The 19,914-nt window shown below is 45.1% G+C and carries 14 protein-coding genes; 7 read left to right on the top strand and 7 right to left on the bottom strand.

What is annotated here, in order from left to right; all coding sequences use genetic code 11:
• Positions 1 to 66: 66 nt before the first annotated feature.
• Positions 67 to 4,002, bottom strand: a complete 3,936-nt coding sequence (hrpA, locus tag DD616_RS11265) for an ATP-dependent RNA helicase HrpA (RefSeq protein ID WP_208871684.1) — start codon at positions 4,000 to 4,002, stop codon at positions 67 to 69.
• A gap of 240 nt (positions 4,003 to 4,242) precedes the next feature.
• Between hrpA and DD616_RS11260 the strand changes: the two genes are divergently transcribed.
• Entirely contained in the window at positions 4,243 to 4,647 is a 405-nt protein-coding gene (locus DD616_RS11260) for a VC1380 family protein (RefSeq protein ID WP_208871683.1), read from the top strand.
• 84 nt (positions 4,648 to 4,731) lie between these two features.
• Positions 4,732 to 5,175 (top strand): tellurite resistance TerB family protein, encoded by a 444-nt coding sequence (locus tag DD616_RS11255; protein ID WP_026027231.1) that lies wholly within the window; start codon positions 4,732 to 4,734, stop codon positions 5,173 to 5,175.
• A gap of 6 nt (positions 5,176 to 5,181) precedes the next feature.
• Here the strand turns inward: DD616_RS11255 and DD616_RS11250 are convergent, their stop codons facing one another.
• Entirely contained in the window at positions 5,182 to 5,712 is a 531-nt protein-coding gene (locus DD616_RS11250; RefSeq protein ID WP_013856806.1) for a 3'-5' exonuclease, read from the bottom strand.
• A gap of 94 nt (positions 5,713 to 5,806) precedes the next feature.
• Entirely contained in the window at positions 5,807 to 7,330 is a 1,524-nt protein-coding gene (locus tag DD616_RS11245; protein WP_208871682.1) for a sensor domain-containing diguanylate cyclase, read from the bottom strand.
• 329 nt (positions 7,331 to 7,659) lie between these two features.
• On the opposite strand from DD616_RS11245, the gene DD616_RS11240 reads away from it, so the two are divergent.
• The 3 genes from DD616_RS11240 to DD616_RS11230 are packed head-to-tail and all read left to right on the top strand — an operon-like array spanning position 7,660 to position 13,043.
• A complete protein-coding gene (locus DD616_RS11240; protein WP_029189818.1) occupies positions 7,660 to 8,292 on the top strand; it encodes a DUF2760 domain-containing protein in 633 nt (210 codons plus the stop codon).
• Positions 8,292 to 10,190 carry an Hsp70 family protein gene (locus DD616_RS11235; protein ID WP_208872306.1) on the top strand — a complete coding sequence of 633 codons (1,899 nt, stop codon included), beginning with the start codon at positions 8,292 to 8,294 and terminating at the stop codon, positions 10,188 to 10,190. The genes DD616_RS11240 and DD616_RS11235 overlap by 1 nt, the downstream gene beginning before the upstream one ends.
• A 48-nt stretch (positions 10,191 to 10,238) precedes the next feature.
• Positions 10,239 to 13,043: an Hsp70 family protein gene (locus DD616_RS11230; RefSeq protein ID WP_208872305.1), complete on the top strand. Its 2,805-nt coding sequence runs from the start codon at positions 10,239 to 10,241 to the stop codon at positions 13,041 to 13,043.
• Between the two features lie 68 nt (positions 13,044 to 13,111).
• On the opposite strand, the gene DD616_RS11225 is transcribed toward DD616_RS11230, so the two are convergent.
• Complete coding sequence (locus DD616_RS11225; RefSeq protein WP_094126933.1) at positions 13,112 to 14,314, bottom strand: iron-containing alcohol dehydrogenase; 1,203 nt, start codon at positions 14,312 to 14,314, stop codon at positions 13,112 to 13,114.
• Between the two features lie 253 nt (positions 14,315 to 14,567).
• Between DD616_RS11225 and DD616_RS11220 the strand changes: the two genes are divergently transcribed.
• Entirely contained in the window at positions 14,568 to 15,200 is a 633-nt protein-coding gene (locus DD616_RS11220; RefSeq protein ID WP_208872304.1) for an MSHA operon transcriptional regulator, read from the top strand.
• 109 nt (positions 15,201 to 15,309) lie between these two features.
• Here DD616_RS11220 and DD616_RS11215 read toward each other — a convergent pair whose 3' ends face one another.
• Positions 15,310 to 15,648, bottom strand: coding sequence for a YggL 50S ribosome-binding family protein (locus tag DD616_RS11215; protein WP_010319363.1), 339 nt, complete (start codon positions 15,646 to 15,648; stop codon positions 15,310 to 15,312).
• A gap of 329 nt (positions 15,649 to 15,977) precedes the next feature.
• On the opposite strand from DD616_RS11215, the gene DD616_RS11210 reads away from it, so the two are divergent.
• Positions 15,978 to 18,359 carry a glycoside hydrolase family 2 protein gene (locus DD616_RS11210; RefSeq protein WP_208872303.1) on the top strand — a complete coding sequence of 794 codons (2,382 nt, stop codon included), beginning with the start codon at positions 15,978 to 15,980 and terminating at the stop codon, positions 18,357 to 18,359.
• Positions 18,360 to 18,490: 131 nt separating this feature from the next.
• Here the strand turns inward: DD616_RS11210 and DD616_RS11205 are convergent, their stop codons facing one another.
• Together DD616_RS11205 and DD616_RS11200 are read right to left on the bottom strand one after the other, a co-directional pair.
• The gene (locus DD616_RS11205) at positions 18,491 to 18,712 is read right to left on the bottom strand and encodes a hypothetical protein (protein ID WP_010319365.1); all 222 of its coding nucleotides are present in this window, start codon (positions 18,710 to 18,712) and stop codon (positions 18,491 to 18,493) included.
• A gap of 137 nt (positions 18,713 to 18,849) precedes the next feature.
• Entirely contained in the window at positions 18,850 to 19,854 is a 1,005-nt protein-coding gene (locus tag DD616_RS11200) for a LacI family DNA-binding transcriptional regulator (RefSeq protein ID WP_013856795.1), read from the bottom strand.
• Positions 19,855 to 19,914: the final 60 nt, after the last annotated feature.

The following is a 19,914-nucleotide window of genomic DNA, read 5'->3' as shown; positions in this document are numbered from 1 at the left end:
AACGGCGACCGATTGCCACATAGCGTCAAATTATAGTGAACTGTTGGTTAGATGCAAATCTTATACCTAACAAGCATCAATCGCATTTTTTATACGTTTATCTGAAACTGGATAAGGAGTGCCAAGTTGCTGAGCAAATAAACTCACGCGAAGCTCTTCAATCATCCAACGGATCTCTTTAACATTTTCAGGTACTTCTGCACCGCGAGGTATCTTGTTTAGTAGCGCTTTGTAATCATTGGTTACCGCTTCAATTTTCAACATGTGCAAACGATCCTTATTTGGATCAATGGGTAACTTCTCCATCCGACGTTCAATCGCGCGCATGTAACGCAGAATATCCGGCAAACGCTTCCAGCCGCATTCGGTGGCAAAGCCTTTAAAGATCAAACCTTCGATCTGCGCTTTGATATCCGATAAGGCAAAGGCCATCGTAAAATCGATTTTCCCTTTCAGCTTTTTATTAATGTTGAATGCCGTGGTAAGAATCGTCTCCACTTGTTGAGCGATATCGACCACAGTATCGCCCAATTCAGCGCGCACAAACTCTTTCAGTGCCTCAAACTCCTCCGGCTCCCACACTAAACCGCCTTGCTGTTCAATTAACTTATCAATCCCGCAAGCAATACAGTCATCAATTAGGTCCAGAACTTTGCCATACGGGTTAAAGTAGAGCCCCAATTTTGACTTGTTCGGTAAATTGGTGTGCAGATATTTAATCGGTGAAGGAACGTTCAGCAAAATCAGACGCCGTTGCCCTGCTTTCATTGCATTGAGTTGTTCTTGCTCGGTCTCAAAAAGCTTAATTTCAACACTCTCTTTACTATCCACTAACGCTGGATAGGCTTTAACCTCGAAACCGCCGCGCTTCTGTTGGTACACTTTCGGTAATTCACCAAAGCTCCACGTATGCAGACCTTGCTGTTCAATATCATCGTCTGCCACTTGAGAGAGTGTTTCTTGTACTTTCTCTTTCAAACTCTCTTTCAGCTGATATAAATCTTTATGCTCGTTGAGTTTGCGATTTTTATGATCCACCGCGCGAAAAGTGATTTTTAAATGATCCGGAACTTGCTCTAACTTCCAATCTTCACGCTTCACCTCGACGCCCGTCATGCGTCTTAACTCTTTTTCCATCGCATCCAATAAAGGCAATTCCATCGGTGTGACACGAGCTAAAAACGCATCCGCATAGTTAGGTGCCGGTACAAAGTTTTTGCGCAGTGTTTTAGGCAAAGACTTGATCAGGCTGACAACCAATTCATGACGTAACCCGGGGATCTGCCAATCAAACCCTGTCGGCTCAATTTGATTTAGGATCGGCAATGGTAAATGCACCGTGACACCGTCACTATCCACGCCAGGTTCAAATTGATAGCTGAGCTTCAGCTTAATACCGTTTTGATGCCAAAAGTTGGGATAATCTAAATCAGTGATGTGGCTAGCATCACCTTTAAATAGCATCTCTTTTTCAAAGTTGAGTAGATCTGGGGTGGCTTTGCTGACTTTTCGCCACCACGCATCAAAATGACGCCCAGAGACCACATCCGTTGCGACTCGCTGATCGTAGAACTCGAAAAGCTGTTCATCATCAATCAAAATATCGCGGCGGCGAGATTTATGCTCAAGCTCCTCGACTTCAAGTAATAAGCGACGGTTTTGCTTGAAAAACGCATGTTTGGTTTCCCAATCACCTTCAACTAATGCGCTGCGAATGAAAATCTCACGACATAGTGGCTCGTCAATGGTGCTGTAGTTAATCAAACGTTTAGGCACAATAGGAATGCCATATAACATCACTTTTTCATAGGCCATGACGGCGGCTTGTTTTTTTGACCAATGCGGTTCGCTGTAGCTACGCTTGATCAAATGCTGTGCCAGCGGTTCCACCCATTCAGGCTGGATTTTAGCTGCAATACGCCCCCACAGTTTAGAGGTTTCCACCAATTCGGCGACCATCACCCACTTGGGCTGCTTTTTAAACAGACCAGAAGCGGGAAAGATATTAAAGCGGGCGTTACGAGCCCCTTGGTATTCATTTTTCTCTTGGTCTTTGATACCGATGTGCGACAGTAAACCAACCAAAATTGCACTGTGGATACTTTGGTAATTGCCCGGTTCGTCGTTCAATTTGTAATCCATTTCACGCATCGATTGGTGAATTTGGAAGTAGACATCCTGCCATTCGCGTACCCGCAAATAATTGAGGTAATCTTGTTTACACTGCTTACGAAATTGGCTGCTGCTTAACGCTTTTTGCTCAGTTTGAATGTGGTTCCACAAATTCACTAGGCTCAGGAAATCGGACTCTTCATCAAAAAATCGGCGATGTTTCTCATCTGAGGCTTGTTGTTTATCTGATGGGCGTTCGCGTGGGTCTTGAATCGAAAGTGCAGCGGCAATCACCATCAGCTCTTTTACGCAGCCAAGCTTTGGCGCTTCGAGCACCATACGCGCCAAACGGGGATCAATCGGCAAGCGTGCTAATTTGCGCCCCATATCCGTCAACTGCTTTTTGCTGTCGTTACTATGTTTATTGGTATCAGGAACAATCGCACCAAGCTCTTCAAGCAAACGCACACCATCTTGAATGTTGCGTTTATCCGGCGCTTCCACAAACGGGAATGCTTCAATATCACCCAGCCCAAGTGCGGTCATTTGTAAAATAACCGAGGCTAAGTTGGTACGCAGTATTTCCGGATCGGTAAATTCTGGGCGTGAAAGAAAATCCTCTTCGGAATAGAGGCGTATGCAGATCCCTTCTTCAACACGGCCACAACGTCCTTTACGCTGATTTGCACTCGCTTGAGAAATTGGTTCAATCGGCAAACGTTGGACTTTGGTGCGGTAGCTATAACGGCTGATACGCGCCGTACCTGGGTCAATGACATATTTGATCCCCGGAACGGTAAGGGATGTTTCTGCCACGTTGGTGGCTAAAACAATGCGCCGCCCTATATGGGGCTGAAAGATTTTATTCTGCTCACCGGCGGATAATCGTGCATAAAGCGGCACAATTTCAGTATCACGTAAGTTACGTTTACTGAGCGCATCGGCCGTATCACGAATTTCTCGTTCACCATTCATGAAGATCAGAATATCGCCAAGCCCTTCAGCACAGAGTTCATCGACGGCTTCAAAAATACCTTCAAGTTGATCGCGGTCTGCGTCCTCTTCACCAAGCAGTGGTCGATAACGCGTATCGACCGGATAAGTACGACCCGACACTTCAATGATAGGCGCGCCACTAAAATGGTTAGAGAAGCGTTCAGGATCGATGGTGGCCGAAGTAATGATGACTTTGAGATCCGGACGACGCGGCAGCAGTTCTTTCAAATAACCTAAGATAAAATCGATATTTAAGCTGCGCTCATGCGCTTCATCGATAATGATGGTGTCGTACTGATTGAGAAAACGATCATGCTGTATTTCGGCCAACAATATCCCGTCAGTCATCAATTTGATCTGAGTCTGCTCGGAAATTTGATCGTTAAAACGAACTTTATAGCCAACAAAGCCACCCAGTTCCGTTTCCATCTCTTGCGCTATTCGGCTCGCGACCGAACGCGCAGCAAGGCGACGGGGTTGCGTATGGCCAATCAGGCCATATTTACCACGCCCAAGTTCTGCGCAAATTTTGGGTAACTGAGTCGTTTTGCCTGACCCTGTTTCACCCGCCACAATTACCACTTGGTTTTCAGCAATCGCTTTGGCGATATCATCGCGTTTTTGGCTTACGGGCAATAAATCAGGGTAGTCGATGGTAACGCGGCTGTTGAGACGCTGCTGCGCCACCATCATTGACTGAGCAATATCGAGCGCAATTTGATCAAAAACGGCATGTTTGGCTTGCTCATTTTTTATTTTGCTCGCACCAGAGATGCGTTTACTCAGACGAAAACGATCACGCATCATGCATTCTTTCAATGCATTGCGCAGAGATGCCGCACTGTTGCTGCTAGCGTTCATTGACTTGTGTTGATTGGGCTGTGACGAGGTCAAAGCATTTCCTATTCATTTCATTACATAAAACTGAGCGGATTGTAGCATAATCAACGCGCCTGCAATCAGTTATCCTTTCACAAACGGCGAGCATTTATTCGCTTCCTCCTCGATTCCGGTATGTTTTGCCATCGTTCGTATGATTAAGCGATTTAAAATTGGGCAATCGGATCAGGATTTCTTATGTTTATAAGAAAATCGCCGCTACAATAGCGACATGATTACTGAAACGATAAAACTGTGAAAGCATCTGAACTGAAACACATACTCGATTCACTACCCGATAACACCGATCCAGAATTGGTGATGGGTGAGGCTTGGTTGCCTGAACGTCTTATTGACACACAATTGGACGGCCATTTTCTGTTTCTAGAGTTTGATAATGCGCCCGAGGAAGGTGAAGGAGAGGAAGAAGGTCGCGGTTTTGTTGAACATGAGATTGCCATGATACGGCGACGCTTTGAAGAAATTTTGCGAGAAAAAGCGGACAATAAATCCAAAGCCGATGCCATGTTAGCGCTTTTCCTGATGGGGCATGAATACTCAAGTTCAGAAGTCATTGAAATACTAGAAGACCCTAGCGTTCCTCAAGATCCGAATGATTTTTATCACGAGAACGATGAAGATGAATCCCTTGATATTTAGAATCTCACTTTATTCTGACTTGTGTTTTGCTCAATACGCCACTATTTAAACAATAATGATTCGAAATTTTCAGTAGGTTTTTTTATGTTTAATGCCATTACATCGCTATTCAAGCAACTCTTGGACGGAGAAGATTTAGGCCAGCGTTCCAACACTAACCCCAACCTAGCGATTGCTTGTTTGCTCAGAGAAGTGGCAGGAGCCGATCATCAAATTGACACACGAGAAAATGACGCTAAGTTTCAATTAGTTAAACGACTATTAGCGTTAGATGATACAGAAACCACGGAACTGCTCATTCGGGCAGAACAAAGCGTCAAACAGTCAGCTTCATTGTATGATTTCACTTCACAATTACGCGAGCTCTCGCAAGATACGCGATATGAACTTATCAAGGCGATGTGGCAAGTGGCGCACGCGGACGGTGAGATAGACCCACTCGAAGAGGCGGTGATCCGCAAAGCGGCAGAATTATTGTATGTCGACCACAGTGAATTTATCCGCGCTAAACTTTCCGCTCAAAAATAGAGCGGATTACAACATCGTTAACGCCAATTTCGCAAGGTTGTAGGCATCCACATAAGCGGAGTGCTGTCGCCCTTCCCACTCAATACCTTGCGCTTCTTGTGCGGCGCGGTGACCAATACGTTTTTCTTTCATTCTCTGCTGAATACGGTAGAGCGTTGCTAGGTTGATGAACTCGCTAAAAGGCATAACGATCCCCTTCTGCTCACACTCTTTAGCTAAAATTTGGTCATCACGCCCCCACGAAACATAAATCTTGTTTGGGCCGCCAAAGTTCTTAACCATTGATTGAATGACACCTGCGAGTGGTCGCCCCTGTTTTTCAATTTTACGCGGAGTTATCCCGGTTAACTCACTACAAAACAGCGAAATTTCGTCTTGCTCTGGCCTGACATAATATTGAGCGCGCTTCACAATCGTGCCCAATTGCACATCAATTTCAGCTAAACCCACTTCAATGATTTCACCCGTTGTCCCAACCCCATTTTCATTCCAGCAGCACATTTCTAAATCGAAGCAGACAACTCGGTTATAGTTCATTGTTCAGGCGTATCCTTTAAATATAAGTAGTCAAAGAACGTTATCTTACTCGACTCCTCTCAAAAACTCGACTCTCGCCCTTTCGTTCGGACAGTTATTGGGCGATTGAAACTCGGTTGCGACCATTTTCTTTACTTTCGTATAACTTACTGTCTGCCAAATGTAATAAAGACTCTTGATCATAAGTATGATTGATCGCCGCCCCAATACTGAGCGTGCAATACAGCACCTCATCCATGAACTCATATCCGGTTGATTCAACAGCCGCTCGTAACGTTTCTAGATAACACTGCAAAGGTTGAAGTTCTGACAATTCACAAATAATGCAAAATTCGTCCCCACCTAACCGAGCTAAAACATCATTATTTCCCATATGACGTGAAATAACCGTTGCGATATGTATTAGCATCTCATCGCCTGCAATGTGGCTATGGTTGTCATTAATCAGTTTAAAATCATCGACATCAAACATTACCAACGAAAAAGCTTTTTTCTGTAAGACGTTCTCTTGCAGTAAACGTCCGAATGCACGTCGGTTATACAACCCAGTCAAACTATCGTGGTCCGCTAAAAAGCGCAGTTCTTCAGTACGTTCTTCTAGCATCTCGCTAAGATGAAGTTTTTCTCTCATCAACAAATAGACAACATAACCTAACAAGATCGAAATAATTAAACCACCGACGCTGAGCGCTACTAAAATCCACTGTATGTTGCTCGCTATTGGTTCTGAGAACTTAAAATCAATTTTCCAATCACGGTTAGGCAGAGATAAGCGTTTCTCTATTTCTATGCCTTTGATTGAATCCCAATCTGGGCTTTGGAATAGAATCGGATCATCTTCGGCATCAAATCCGAGATCGGTTACTTTCATATACAATCGATGATCGGATGCCGTGCGGCTCACCAATCCATCAAAATAAGTAGAGAGTCGAATAACACCCACTACCACACCAATCATTTCCTGTTTGTTGTAGTTAAAAACGGGATGATATACCAATAATCCATCCTTTTTGTGGTGTGCTTCTATGCCATCTTGCAATAGGCGGACCTTATCGGATATAGCAGGTAGCCCCGTACTCTCAATATGTGCAGCAATTCTTTGAAAGCGAGGGCGTAGCGAATAGAAGCCGAGCAATTCAAGGTTACTTTTGGTTTGAGGATAAATATCACTCAGAACATAAACGGGTTGTTCATTCTCTTCAGAAAATCCAATCACCTTTTGAGCCGCTTTAGGTACTGTAAATAACTCAAATTGAGGCAAACGATCCCTCATTAATGTTACAAATTCGTCAGCATCATCTTTTGTTACTTTCGCTAACCATTGCAAACCGATAAGGCTGTAGGATGTTGACATAACCCCATGGGCAAAAACGTCAAATCCTTGCACACTCCCCCCCTCGGTAGCATGCAAAAAATTGGCAGCCGAACCAATAAAACTGACATCATTTGCAACCAACGTGTCTAATATGCTTGCTTGATGCTCGGCGTGGCTATCAAACAACATGACAATATGATTCTTTTGATTAATGTAGAGTAATGAGATGACTGACGCTGTCATCATTAAGGTAATAATTGAAATACATAAAGGGTAGATCACCTTTTTGTCGCTCTCTAACATAACAGCCTCTCCATGGCTCAGGACTCAGGACTCAGGACTCAGGACTCAGGACTCAGGACTCAGGACTCAAATTACTCTTATAAAAGTAGGTAAATCAATAGCCAGTCACCAATTTATTAACCAATTAATCTTAAAGTTGAACCAGAATAGAGAATTAATGATTGATACTGCTCAAAACGCAAGCAATCACTTTAGCTTAAACGTGATGATGCGGACTTTCTATCCTGTATTCGCCTTGAATATGGTAAGCTGCGCCCCTATTTTTAAGTCTATTCACCGTAGGCTCACGAGAATTCCCATGCCTACTTCATTGTGTAAAGAGAATTGTGATGAACTTCGATTTAAATATGATCCCTACCACCTTTGACATGCTGCATGCTGGGCTCAGTGCATCAAGCCTTTTGCTACTTCTCATTGTGGTATCACGCAAATCAAAAGTCGTTGAGAAAGTTGTTGAAAAACCTGTCGAGAAAATTGTCGAAGTCGAAAAGCCGGTTGAAACGATTGTTGAAGTCGAAAAAATCGTAGAAGTAGAAAAAGTGGTTGAGCGCGTAGTTGAAGTCGAATCTAAATTAGCGACAGCGCCAACCGATTCCGCCCTACAACTTTTATCGTTAATGCAGCAAGAAGCTCGTCTGATTGACTTCTTAAATGAAGATGTCACCGCCTTTTCGGATGAAGAAGTCGGAGCCGCGGCGCGCGTGATCCACGCAGGTGGCAAAAAAGTTCTACAAGATTACATTCAGCTCACGCCCATTCGCGGCGAAGATGAAGAGAGCCGAATTACCATTGAAGCTGGTTTCAACCCGCAAGAAGTTCGCTTAACGGGTAATGTGACGGGTTCAGCCCCCTTTAATGGCACCTTAGTCCATAAAGGCTGGAAAGCAACAGCTATCACTTTGCCTAAATTGGCTGAACAGTATGATGCTTCAATCATCGCCCCTGCCGAGGTTGAATTGTAATGGAACAGACAGCGCCAAAATTTAGTATTGGTATTGACTTAGGCACAACACATTGCGTGCTCTCTTATGTTGATACACAGGATGAAAACGCTCGCGTTTCAGTAATGAGCATCCCTCAACTTACCGCGCCCGGTACGGTTGAAAGCCGTCATCAATTAGGCTCGTTTTTATACCAGCCTCATGAACATGAGATGAGCCCTGCCGCACGCGTTTTGCCTTGGTCGGCCGAGCCAAAAGCCTTAGTCGGAGCCATTGCGCGCAACCTTGGCAGTAAGACACCGATTCGTTTAGTCGCCAGTGCCAAATCATGGCTATGTCATGGTGGCGTCAATCGACGTGATGCATTTTTACCCGTGGGTAGCAGCGATGAAGTGGAAAAGATCTCGCCATTAAAAGCCACTGAGTGCTATCTAGAGCATTTAAAAAGCGCTTGGGATCACGCTCACCCTGACTTCCCCTTAGCTACACAAGATGTCACGTTAACAGTACCCGCTTCATTTGATCCAGCCGCCCGAGATTTAACCGCTGAAGCAGCACGCAACGTTGGTTTTGAGCAATTAACGCTGCTTGAAGAGCCACAAGCGGCTTTATACAGTTGGATAGATAATAGCCACGATGCGTGGCGCGATGAAGTCAAGGTGGGTGACATTGTTCTCGTGGTTGATATTGGTGGGGGAACCACTGATTTATCCTTAGTGGAAGTGACTGAAGACGCTGGTAACTTAACGCTCAATCGGATTGCGGTTGGTGAGCACATTTTGCTCGGCGGCGACAACATGGACCTTGCCCTTGCTTACCGTTTAAAAATGAAATTGGTGCAAGAAGGTAAAGAATTAGCCCCTTGGCAAGTACAAGCGATGACGCACGCTTGCCGAGATGCAAAAGAGGCGCTTCTTAATGATAGTGCCCTACATTCCGTACCGATTGTGGTACCAAGTCGCGGTTCAAAACTGCTCGGTACAACGCTTAAAACCGAATTAACTCAACAAGAAGTGCAACAAACCTTGGTCGATGGTTTTTTCCCACAAGTGAATATCACTGATCATCCCGTACAAAAAGCACGTGGCGCATTAACGCAAATGGGCCTTCCCTACGCTCAAGACGCTGGAATTACCCGCCATATCGCCGCGTTCTTGGCAAAACAAGCCCATGCAATGGGTGGCGACATATCCGCTCTAGAAAAATCCGCTCTGAATGATAACCCATTTGCTGGCATGCCCGGTATGGGCGAAGCTCCGGAAATGGATTTTATCAAACCGACCGCCATCTTACTAAACGGTGGCGTGTTAAAATCCGATTTATTAGCAAACCGTCTTCTCAGCACTATTAATGCTTGGTTGAGCACTGTGGGAGCACCACAGATGAAGCGCTTAACAGGCTTAGACCTTGATTTAGCCGTCGCATGTGGCGCAGCGTATTACGGCGCAGTTCGTCGTGGACAAGGTGTGCGTATTCGCGGTGGTATTGCCTCGAGTTATTACGTCGGTATTGAAAGTGCTATGCCTGCCATTCCGGGGATCACACCGCCGATGGAAGCCTTGTGCGTCGCTCCATTTGGCATGGAAGAAGGAAGCAGTGTCCGCGTACCAAGCCAAGAGTTTGGATTGGTCATTGGTGAGCCTGTACATTTTCAATTCTTTGGTTCAACAATACGCCGCGATGACGAAGCTGGCATGCACTTAGATTATTGGGCTCCAGAAGAACTTGTAGAGCTGCCCGAGATCCACGTCACCTTGCCTGTTTCTGAAGGACGTCGACAAGGCGAAGTCGTTCCGGTTCACTTAGCCTCAACGATCACAGAGCTCGGGACACTTCACTTAGAAGCCATTGCGACAGACAACGGCCAAACATGGCACGTTGAGTTCGATGTGCGTGAAGATCCTCAAGTCACTCAATAATCCCCACACGGCATCTTCGGATGCCGTTTTTGAAATTCAGGAGCCTCCATGTCTTCTCCTCGCTTTCTCGTCGGTATCGATTTAGGCACCACCAACACTGTGGTGGCATTTTGTGAAATCACCGAATCGTTAGAAGACTCACCCGTGCATCTTTTTGAGGTCGACCAATTGATTGGCCCCGGTGAAGTGGTTCGAAAACTACTCCTTCCGTCATTTCGTTATCACCCAGCCGACGGGCAGATCGCACCTGATGCCCTATCGCTCCCTTGGCAAATTGAACCGGTTATGGGCGATAGCAAAGAGGTAATTATTGGCCAATGGGCAAGAGATTTAGGTGCAAAAGTAGAAGGGCGACAAGTATCCAGCGCGAAAAGTTGGCTCTCCCACCAAGGGGTTGATCGCAAGCAAGCCATCTTACCGTGGGCAGGCGCTCACGATGTGGCGAAAGTTTCCCCTGTCATTGCCAGCGCCAGTTATCTCAATCACATCCGGCAAGCATGGAACTACCGTCATCCAAGTCATCGACTTGAAGATCAAAATGTCATTATCACCGTACCGGCATCATTTGATGAAGCGGCTCGTAAGCTCACCATCGAAGCTGCAACGCTGGCTGGCTTAAGCTCAATTGTACTACTTGAAGAGCCACAAGCCGTTTGCTATGACTGGTACGCACGTCACCGCCATTGTGCCTCACAGCAACTGCAATCACTCCCTTTGATCTTGGTTTGTGATGTGGGCGGTGGTACGACAGACCTCAGTTTAATTGAAGCGAAACACAGCGCAGACAACCAACTTTCTCTTGACCGAATTGGCGTGGGCGAGCACTTAATGCTCGGAGGTGACAACCTTGATTTAGCATTAGCTCATCTAGCTGAGCAACGCTTTGACGGTTCGAAAAAATTAACCGCCGCCAGTTTGAGCAAACTAATTCAGCAAACTCGCCAAGTCAAAGAGCAGCTCTTATCAAACCAAGCCCCAGAGCAGCTAAAAATTACGCTCCTTGGCAGTGGTTCAAAGCTATTAGGCGCAGCAAAAAGCATTTCCCTGACGAAACAAGAGGTGCATGACATTGCACTGGAAGGCTTTTTCCCACTTTGCTCGGTACAAGAACGTCCAACTAAACGCCGCAGTGCTGTGGTGGAATTCGGTTTGCCCTACGCAGCAGACCCTGCCGTGAGTAAACACATTGCTGAATTTTTAGCTGAACACCAAGCCGTTTCTCGCCTTGCGCTCAAGCAAGAGTCAAACGCAACGGCCATTCCCGTTGGGTTGCTGCTCAATGGCGGCGTATTTAATAGTGAGCTTATCACAAAGCGCATCACTCAATTATTGACCGATTGGCGAGGTTCGCCGATCACCCTGCTTGATAATCCTCACCCTGATTGGGCAGTCGCACTCGGTGCTGTCGCGTATGGTAAAGCTCGCCAAGGTGCACAGCTTAAAATCGGCGGTGGATCGGCACGCTCTTATTTTTTACACCTGCCTGAAAAAAACAGTGCGGGACATGCTCTGTGTGTCTTGGCTAAAGGCACCGAAGAAGGACAAGAGATACGCTTAACCAGCCGTCGATTTTCACTGACGTTAGGTGAACCCGTACGCTTCAACATCCTGACCTCAACCCACGATATGTTTGCTGATCGCCGCGTTCAAAATGGGCTGTTATCGACCGTTGAACATGAACTTTTTACGCCATTGCCTCCCTATATAACAGCGTTAAAAGGAAATGATGATGCTCTACTGCATGCTAACCAAAAGCAACGAGTGGAAGTTCAACTGGCTTGTCAATTAACGGAAGTCGGCACGCTCAAGATTGAATGTGTCAGTGTTGAGGACGAAAAAAACCGATGGCAACTTGAGTTTGAAGTTCGCAAGCACAGTGAGTCAGACAGTGAAATCCAACGTCATCCTCGCTTGTCAGAGGCGATTTCGCTCATCACACACCTTTATAGTGGCAATAAAAAAGCCTCTGATAACCAAGCCATAAAAACGCTTGGCAAAGATTTAGATAAGCTTTTAGGGCCACGTGATGAATGGGATTTCACCACGCTAAGACCGCTCTTTGATGCATTTTCTCAAGGCCGTAAACGTCGACGTCGCTCAGAGCAACACGAGAAAAACTGGTTGCGTCTGGCTGGATTTGCCCTTCGACCAGGATTTGGCGACCCAACCGATCCTTGGCGTATGGAACAGATGTGGAATCTGTATCAACAAGGTATTCAATTCCAAAATCATCAAGGTTGGAGCGATTGGTGGGTATTTTGGCGGCGTGTTGCTGGCGGACTGAGGCAGGAGCAACAAGAAACGATTCTAGCGGATATCGCTAAATATCTTCACCCGAGCGCAATCAAAAATCCAAAATCAGCTCAAGAAGCACACGACAAAGGGTACGAAGCAATGGTGCGGCTTGCCGCTTCGCTGGAACATCTAGAAGTGGAAGATAAAGTATTACTTGCCACGTGGTTTTTGAATAAAGCCATTAATCAAACTCAATGTGAACAAGCACACTGGTGGGCCGTTGGGCGGTTAGCCTCTCGGACGCTACTGTATGGTAGTCAACATTCAGTGATCCCAAGAGCGCAAGTGGAACAATGGTTACCGAAGTTGCTTGATCAAAACTGGCACAAAGAACCGATGATTGCCTTTGCCGCGGTAATGATGTGTCGCAAGACAGGAGATCGTCTTTTTGATATTAGCGATGATGTTCGTCAGCTCGTTTTAGCCAAGTTAAAGCAGAGTAAAGTTCCAGAAACTTGGTTTACTTTGGTTAATGAAGTGCATGACCTGTCTGACACAGAATCCAAACGTGTCTTCGGTGATACTCTGCCAAGTGGGTTGATACTGCTTAAAAAATGAATCGACCTCATTTGACCACTCTCGTTGCTATGATGACGAGAGCGGTCAAAGATAACGCTGAATGTAGATTACAATTTCCTAAAAATCGCTTCGCAATCCGTTTGCTGCATGTATTTTGGCGCAGGATAATTCCAAAACGCTTCACGAAAAGCTTGTTTGGCCAATTCTGGAATATGCTCTGGCATGACCCCCTGTAACTGTTTAGGGATATGCAGTGTGTGATTGAGCTCTTTTACATACCCAATGAAGGCGTCCGCTTTCATTGAATCGGTCAAATGTGGATCGGTTATTTTGAGTACGTCGGCCAATTTAGCCAGCTTATCTTTCGCCGCCTCTTTGGAGTATTCCAATACATGTGGCAACACAACCGCATTCGCTAAGCCATGCGGGAAATGGTATTTCGCCCCAACCGCATGGGCGATGGCATGTGTATACCCTAAACTGGCTTTGGTAAAAGCAAGTCCAGCGTAATAAGAGGCCAGAGCCATGTTTTGTCTCGCCGTCAAATTTTGGCCAAAGAACGCCGCTTTTTCCAAGTTATCGTGGATCAGTTTAACCGCAGCGATGGCATAGCGATCAGTCTCTGGCGTGGCATTACGTGATATAAAGGCTTCCACTGCATGCGTGAGTGCATCCAACCCCGTTTGCGCAGTAATATGAGTAGGCAAGGCCATCATCAGCATCGGATCTAACGCTGCAATAAGTGGCACAAGTTTCGGGTCAGTAATCGGTGTTTTTTGCTGAGTTTGAGGGTCAGAAACCACCGCAATGACGGTCACTTCAGAGCCCGTTCCTGCCGTGGTTGGGATCACAAACAGCGGCGCAGGTGTTTTCCATACTTTTAACAACCCCACTAAACGTTTGATCGACTTGCGGTTAGTAGCACAAGCGGCGATCACTTTTGCACAATCGATTGAAGAGCCGCCACCAATAGCGACAACGCCTTGGCACTTCTCCAATCGGTACTGATGGAGGCCGGCTTCAACTTGATCATAAGTAGGATCAGGCAATACATGGTTAAACACCACACAACTGACACCAACGCGCTCAAACTCAAAGGTTAGTTTTTTTACATAACCAAGCTTTTCAATGCCTTGGTCTGTTACGACAAGCACGCGTTCAATACCCATCAAAGAAACCGAATAACAGAGTTGCTTGAACGATTCTTTACCAATAAACAAGGTTGGCTTGGAGATGGGCAGAATCGCTGCGGCCAATTTGAGCACTTTCATGTATAGCTTATGCTGCCACTGCTGGTACTTGATCTCCATGATTGGTCTCGAGTTGTGAAGTTCTATTAACTAGACTAGGCAATACAACGAGTTATCTCTACCTAGAAAGTCAAATTTTGCAAGATAAGACAAGTAATCGCTGTTTATTATTAGATTTAACGCCAACTTAAGCTCGCATTTTAATGCAAACCTTGTAAAATCCACCTCGCTCACTTTTTATACTTATAATTGAAATCATTAGCTGAGTACTCTGCACATAATTTTATGTGTCATAAAATAATCGACACGTCGTTTGGCTTTCGTCTTTGAGGTGCATTCCCTGCACTCAAATGGCATTCAAAAATTGTATTTTATTCAACCAATTACTGTAGAAGTCATGAACGAAGATAAGTTTACCAATGTCTATCGCTTGCCTGGTTCATTGCAAATTCGCATAGCCACATGGCAGCAAACCTTTAAAGGCACTTCTGATTTAGTGCTTCATCAAGTATTAACCGCTAGAAATAATCAGTATAAACAGGCTGACTTTTGGCCTAAGGGCTGGTGTGTGAATCTGTTTGATGAGAGCGATATTTCCATTACGCAGCACGGTACCTACATTCAAACCAGTATGCGAACGATGATTGATCGCAAAATCTCGTATAAGCGCGTTTATCTCTCTCGACTACCTTTAGAAAAAGCCAAGCCCGCCTTGCTTCGCTTTAAGAAAGAGTGGATCCGCAACTACAATAATGTCGCCCAAGAGTATAACAAGAGGAAAAAGAAAGAGTTTATGGCCTTTGCCAGAGAAGAGGTCGAAACACTTTATCCTGCCATTCCTAAAGAACCTTTTGATAAAGCGCTATGGAACCGTTTAGTGGTTTCGATTGTTGGTCACGCCAATAAATTCAACAATCCTTACTTTGTTAAACATGCTGATTTTTAACGTAATAAAATTTAGCGTAATAAAAAAGCCAGAGTGGTTTCACTCCGGCTTTTTTGTCAGACATCGCAAATGAAAAGCACTGGCTGAATAACGTAGAATAGAAGAGCAATTAAGCGTAATTGGCATCCACTAATTCACCAGCAACAACTTTGCTCACTTCAGCACGATTTTCTAACCATTTTACAACCAACGCTTTATCTTCTTCTGTTGCTGAACGGTAGCGATCGGCTGCGCATACAAAGCCGTCAAAGATCTCTAATCCACCACCACCGAAACAAAGGCCGATGCTATCAACGTAATCAATAAACTCATCAACGAAGAGATCGTATTGTTCAAAGTCTTTGATAGACGTTGTACAGCTAACTTCAAAACCGAGGATCGCAAATTCACCTAAAAACAGTTTCTTACGGATACGGCGGTTTTTATTTTCTAGCTTGTCGATTTTCATCATATTTTCTCTCTCTGTTTGAATGCGGCATTTATACACCTTTCAGCACCATTTCCAAAATGATTCTTTATATAAACCGCCACAAGCGGACACTTTCACCACAAATTGTTTCAAGATGTGCCAAGACAAAACAAGTTAAAACAAGCCGCTCGTCAAGCTTAGTGACGTCAAATTAAAGTCAAGAAAATCATAATTATTGACTGCTTCGCAACTTAATCTAAAAACTTCGCACAACTTTTGAGCCTGCCACCCATGCACATTTTTATTTCATAGTGCATGGTTAAATCAGCTCATTTAGCCCTTGTAAATCGTATTTTTGAGGTGGATTTATGTTTGATTTAAACGGTGAATGGCGATTGAGCTCACCCGAGTATCCCGATATCCAAATCGCGATGACACTGCCCGGCGACCAGTATCATGCATTACTGCAAGCGGGTTTGATCCCTCATCCCTATTATGCATCCAATGAGTCTCAGGTTCAGTGGGCTGGTTTATGTCATTGGGTATTAACAAAAGCGATCACTTTAAATGCGGCAGATCTTCAGTGCCCAAACCACTTACTGGAGCTGAATAAGGTCGATACGTTTGCTGATCTATGGATCAACGGACAGAAGGTTTTACAGTGCCATAATGCTTTTCAAACCTATACCGTTAATATTCGCCCTTATCTGCAAATTGGTGTAAATCATTTTGAATGGCGATTTGAACCTGCCGCTTCGGTAGCCAAGCAAAGAGCCGATGAGCTGCCCTTTCCCATTCCGTGGGCGCAAGGGAATAATCAACTTCCTCACATGAACACAGTGCGAAAACCTCAATGCCACAGTGGTTGGGATTGGGGTATATGCCTTGCTGTTTGTGGTATTTTTGCACCAATGCAATTAAAAACGGTACAAGAATATTCACTGCTGGGTGTGGATATTGAACAAGTTTGGCATGCTTTAACACACGTTACGCTGCACGTGAGAATACGGCATAGCGAATCGCTCTCCACACCCATCACACTTACTTTTGGCGATCAAACTATTACGATCGATAGTGAGGCATTTTGCAACCAAAGCATTGTGGATATTGATGTTCACCATCCGCATCTCTGGTGGCCAAACGGTTACGGTGACCCTTATTTATACACACTGTCTATTGCCATGGCACAGCAGCAGATCAACCGCCAAGTTGGCTTAAGACGTCTCACGTTGCGCACTGAGCAAGATTCCATCGGCAGTGAAATGACCTTTATCGTGAATGAGGTCTCGATATCAGTGAAGGGCGCGAATTGGATACCAATGGATGCCATGCCAAGCAAAGTCAATTTTTCCCGTTATCAACAGCTGTTACGAGCCGCACAAGAAGCTCACATGAATATGATTCGTGTGTGGGGAGGAGGTGATTATGAACACGATCATTTCTATCAACTTTGCGACCAACTCGGATTATTAGTCTGGCAAGATCTGATGTTTTCCTGCGCACAATACCCTTCAACACCGAGTTTCTTAGAAGAGGTAAAGCAAGAAGTCACACAACAAATACAACGTTTGAAGCACCATGCTTGTGTTGCCATTTGGTGTGGTGATAATGAGGTGATTGGTTCATTAACTTGGTATCCAGAATCTCGAGAAAACCGTGAAAAATACCTAGTCAATTACGACCGACTCAATCGTTTTTTAGAAATCCTCGTCAATGAACAAGATCCAAGTCGCCGTTTTTGGGCAAGCTCACCTTGCAATGGTGAATTAGATTTTGGTGACGCTTGGCATGATGATAATAAAGGTGACATGCATTTTTGGGATGTGTGGCATTCAGGTAAATCTTTTGACGCTTACCATTCAATATCCCCACGATTTTGTTCAGAATTCGGTTATCAGTCTTGGCCTTCATTTAGTGAAGTGAAGCAGATTATCCCAGAAAGCGACTGGAATATCAGTGCGCCTCATTTTGAACATCACCAAAAGAATGCTCGTGGTAATAGCATCATCACCGAAATGTTTACTCGCTATTTCCGTTTCCCGAATGGCTTCCAGCAGATGCTTTATTTGAGCCAAGTTCAGCAAGCCATGGCGATTAAAACGGCTGTCGAAGCGTGGCGGGCAACCTCACCGATTTGCCGTGGCATATTATATTGGCAACTCAATGACAACTGGCCCGTCGCGTCTTGGTCAAGCATTGAGTATTCTGGACGCTGGAAGCAATTACATTATCACGCCAAACGTTTTTATAACCCGCTTTTGGCCTGTTTTTCTGAAGATGAGAAACACCTATCACTGAGAGCCATTAATGATGCGCCCGGTGAGCAATACCTTGTGGGTGACATATATTGGTTTGGATGGGAAGGAGAATTGCGAAAGCATTGGTCAATCAATGAACGACTGCCCCAAGAGAGTAACCAAATCGTGTGGCAACACACAATAAAGGATTTCACACCAGAAAAAGGAGCGATCTACTTTGTCAGTACGGATGGCCAGCGGGATAATTTTTGGCTGCCGGATGTACCCAAACGCTTGCCCTTAAAATCGGCCCGCATATTGTGTGAATATCGTGCGGGCAGTCTCTGTTTGACCACTGACCGACCTGCACTTTACGTTCACCTAGAACATGACAACGTACTACAATTTTCTGACTCCAGCTTCTTTTTGCTCCCCAACCAAATGCGGACAATCTCCTTTAGATCAGACGATAAATCCGACTTAAACTGTACTATTTATCAACTGGCTGAATGAACTGAGCCGAATAAAGACAAACGCTCAGCCTTAAAGAAGGAAACGAAAAAGAGCTGCGCATCAAGCAGCTCTTTGCAAGCTAAACCATTTTTGCTAATGCATGTTCAACATTGGCTCATGTCAAACACTGACTAATGTTGAACACCAGATGGATTTTCACCAAATTCAGTCTGTTGATAAATATCTGCAAGGGTTTTTGCACGTTTTGCTGCCTTGCGTCGTTTCGTTGGTTCAAAGTATTGCTCGACCTGCTTCAATGTCTCTTCATGGTCTTGCGCGGATTGGACAAAGTCTGGGTTGGCTAACGCTTCTTGGCGAAGGCGGTTAACTCGTTCTAGCGTTTCCCACAACATATTTCACCTCCAACTTCACTGTGCATACATACAGCTTAGTAAAGAGTGACATAATGTCAAGCGATTAACTGTGGATTTATACAGTTAATTAAAATAAATGCTCATTATTTCAATGAGTCATTAATCTGCGAGGCCTCTTAAGGTGCGCACGTTGATTCTCGAAGCACTAGCTTACCTAGATAGCGATGTATCTTGGCATCATCCGAGCCCTTCCCTTCAGCCAATTGTAGGGCTAAGGCTACTGCGTCCTTCGTCAGTTGCTCAATGGGAAGCGATATTGTTGAGAGATTGGGCACCGAATACGCAGCCGCAGGCTCATCATCAATCCCCATCACAGAGACCTGATTAGGTACCAAAATGGCATGTTCGTAAAGTGCGCGCATTGCTCCTAGTGCCATATCATCGTTACAGGCAAAAATAGCGCTGAACTCACTCTGTTGTTCTAATAACCGTTGAACCGCGACATAACCCGCCAGCATAGAATTATCACCTTCAACAACGAGCGTGTGATTGAGCTTAATACCAGTCTGCTGCAAGCCTGACTGGTAAGCAGCAAATCGCTGTTGTCCTGTATCACTGTCCAAAGGGCTAGTGATGCAAGCAATGCGGCGATGGCCAAGTTCAAGCAAGTGATTAATCGCTAAAGAAGCGGCTTGATGCTGCTCAAAACCAAAACTATGCAAACCGACCTCTTCCAAGGTTCGATTGAGTACAATCAGTGGCACTGAAACATCAGATTGCAATGATGCCAGCTCATGATTTGACAAATGGCGGCTGTAAAGCATGATGGCGTCACAACGCTGAGTGAGCAATGAGCGCACTGCTGCTAATTCGCCTGTCGCATTATCGTGACTGTCCATGACAAGTAAGGTCTTACGTGCTTGCTCGGCACCTTGTGCTGCTTGATGCAATAAGCTGCCAAAATAACTCCCTTGAAACTGAGGAAGTATCAGCCCAATCGCATTTGCACTGTTTGTGGCTAATGCTTGCGCCAACACATTAGGTTGATAACCCAAGGTGGACATGGCTTGTAAAACGGCTTCTCGCGTACTTGCTTTTACTTGGCCAGTTTGATTGAGTACGCGCGATACGGTGGCTTTAGACACGCCCGCAGCTTTACAAACGTCATTGATTGTCGCCATGGTGACTCCTAATAAAAACCCCCGACTCTTGGAAGCCGAGGGAGTTTACCTAATTTCCTA

This window comes from Vibrio anguillarum (assembly GCF_003390515.1).
Classification (GTDB): domain Bacteria; phylum Pseudomonadota; class Gammaproteobacteria; order Enterobacterales; family Vibrionaceae; genus Vibrio; species Vibrio anguillarum.
The sequence above is the reverse complement of the archived record's forward strand: the minus strand, read 5'-3'. Positions and strand labels throughout refer to the sequence as shown.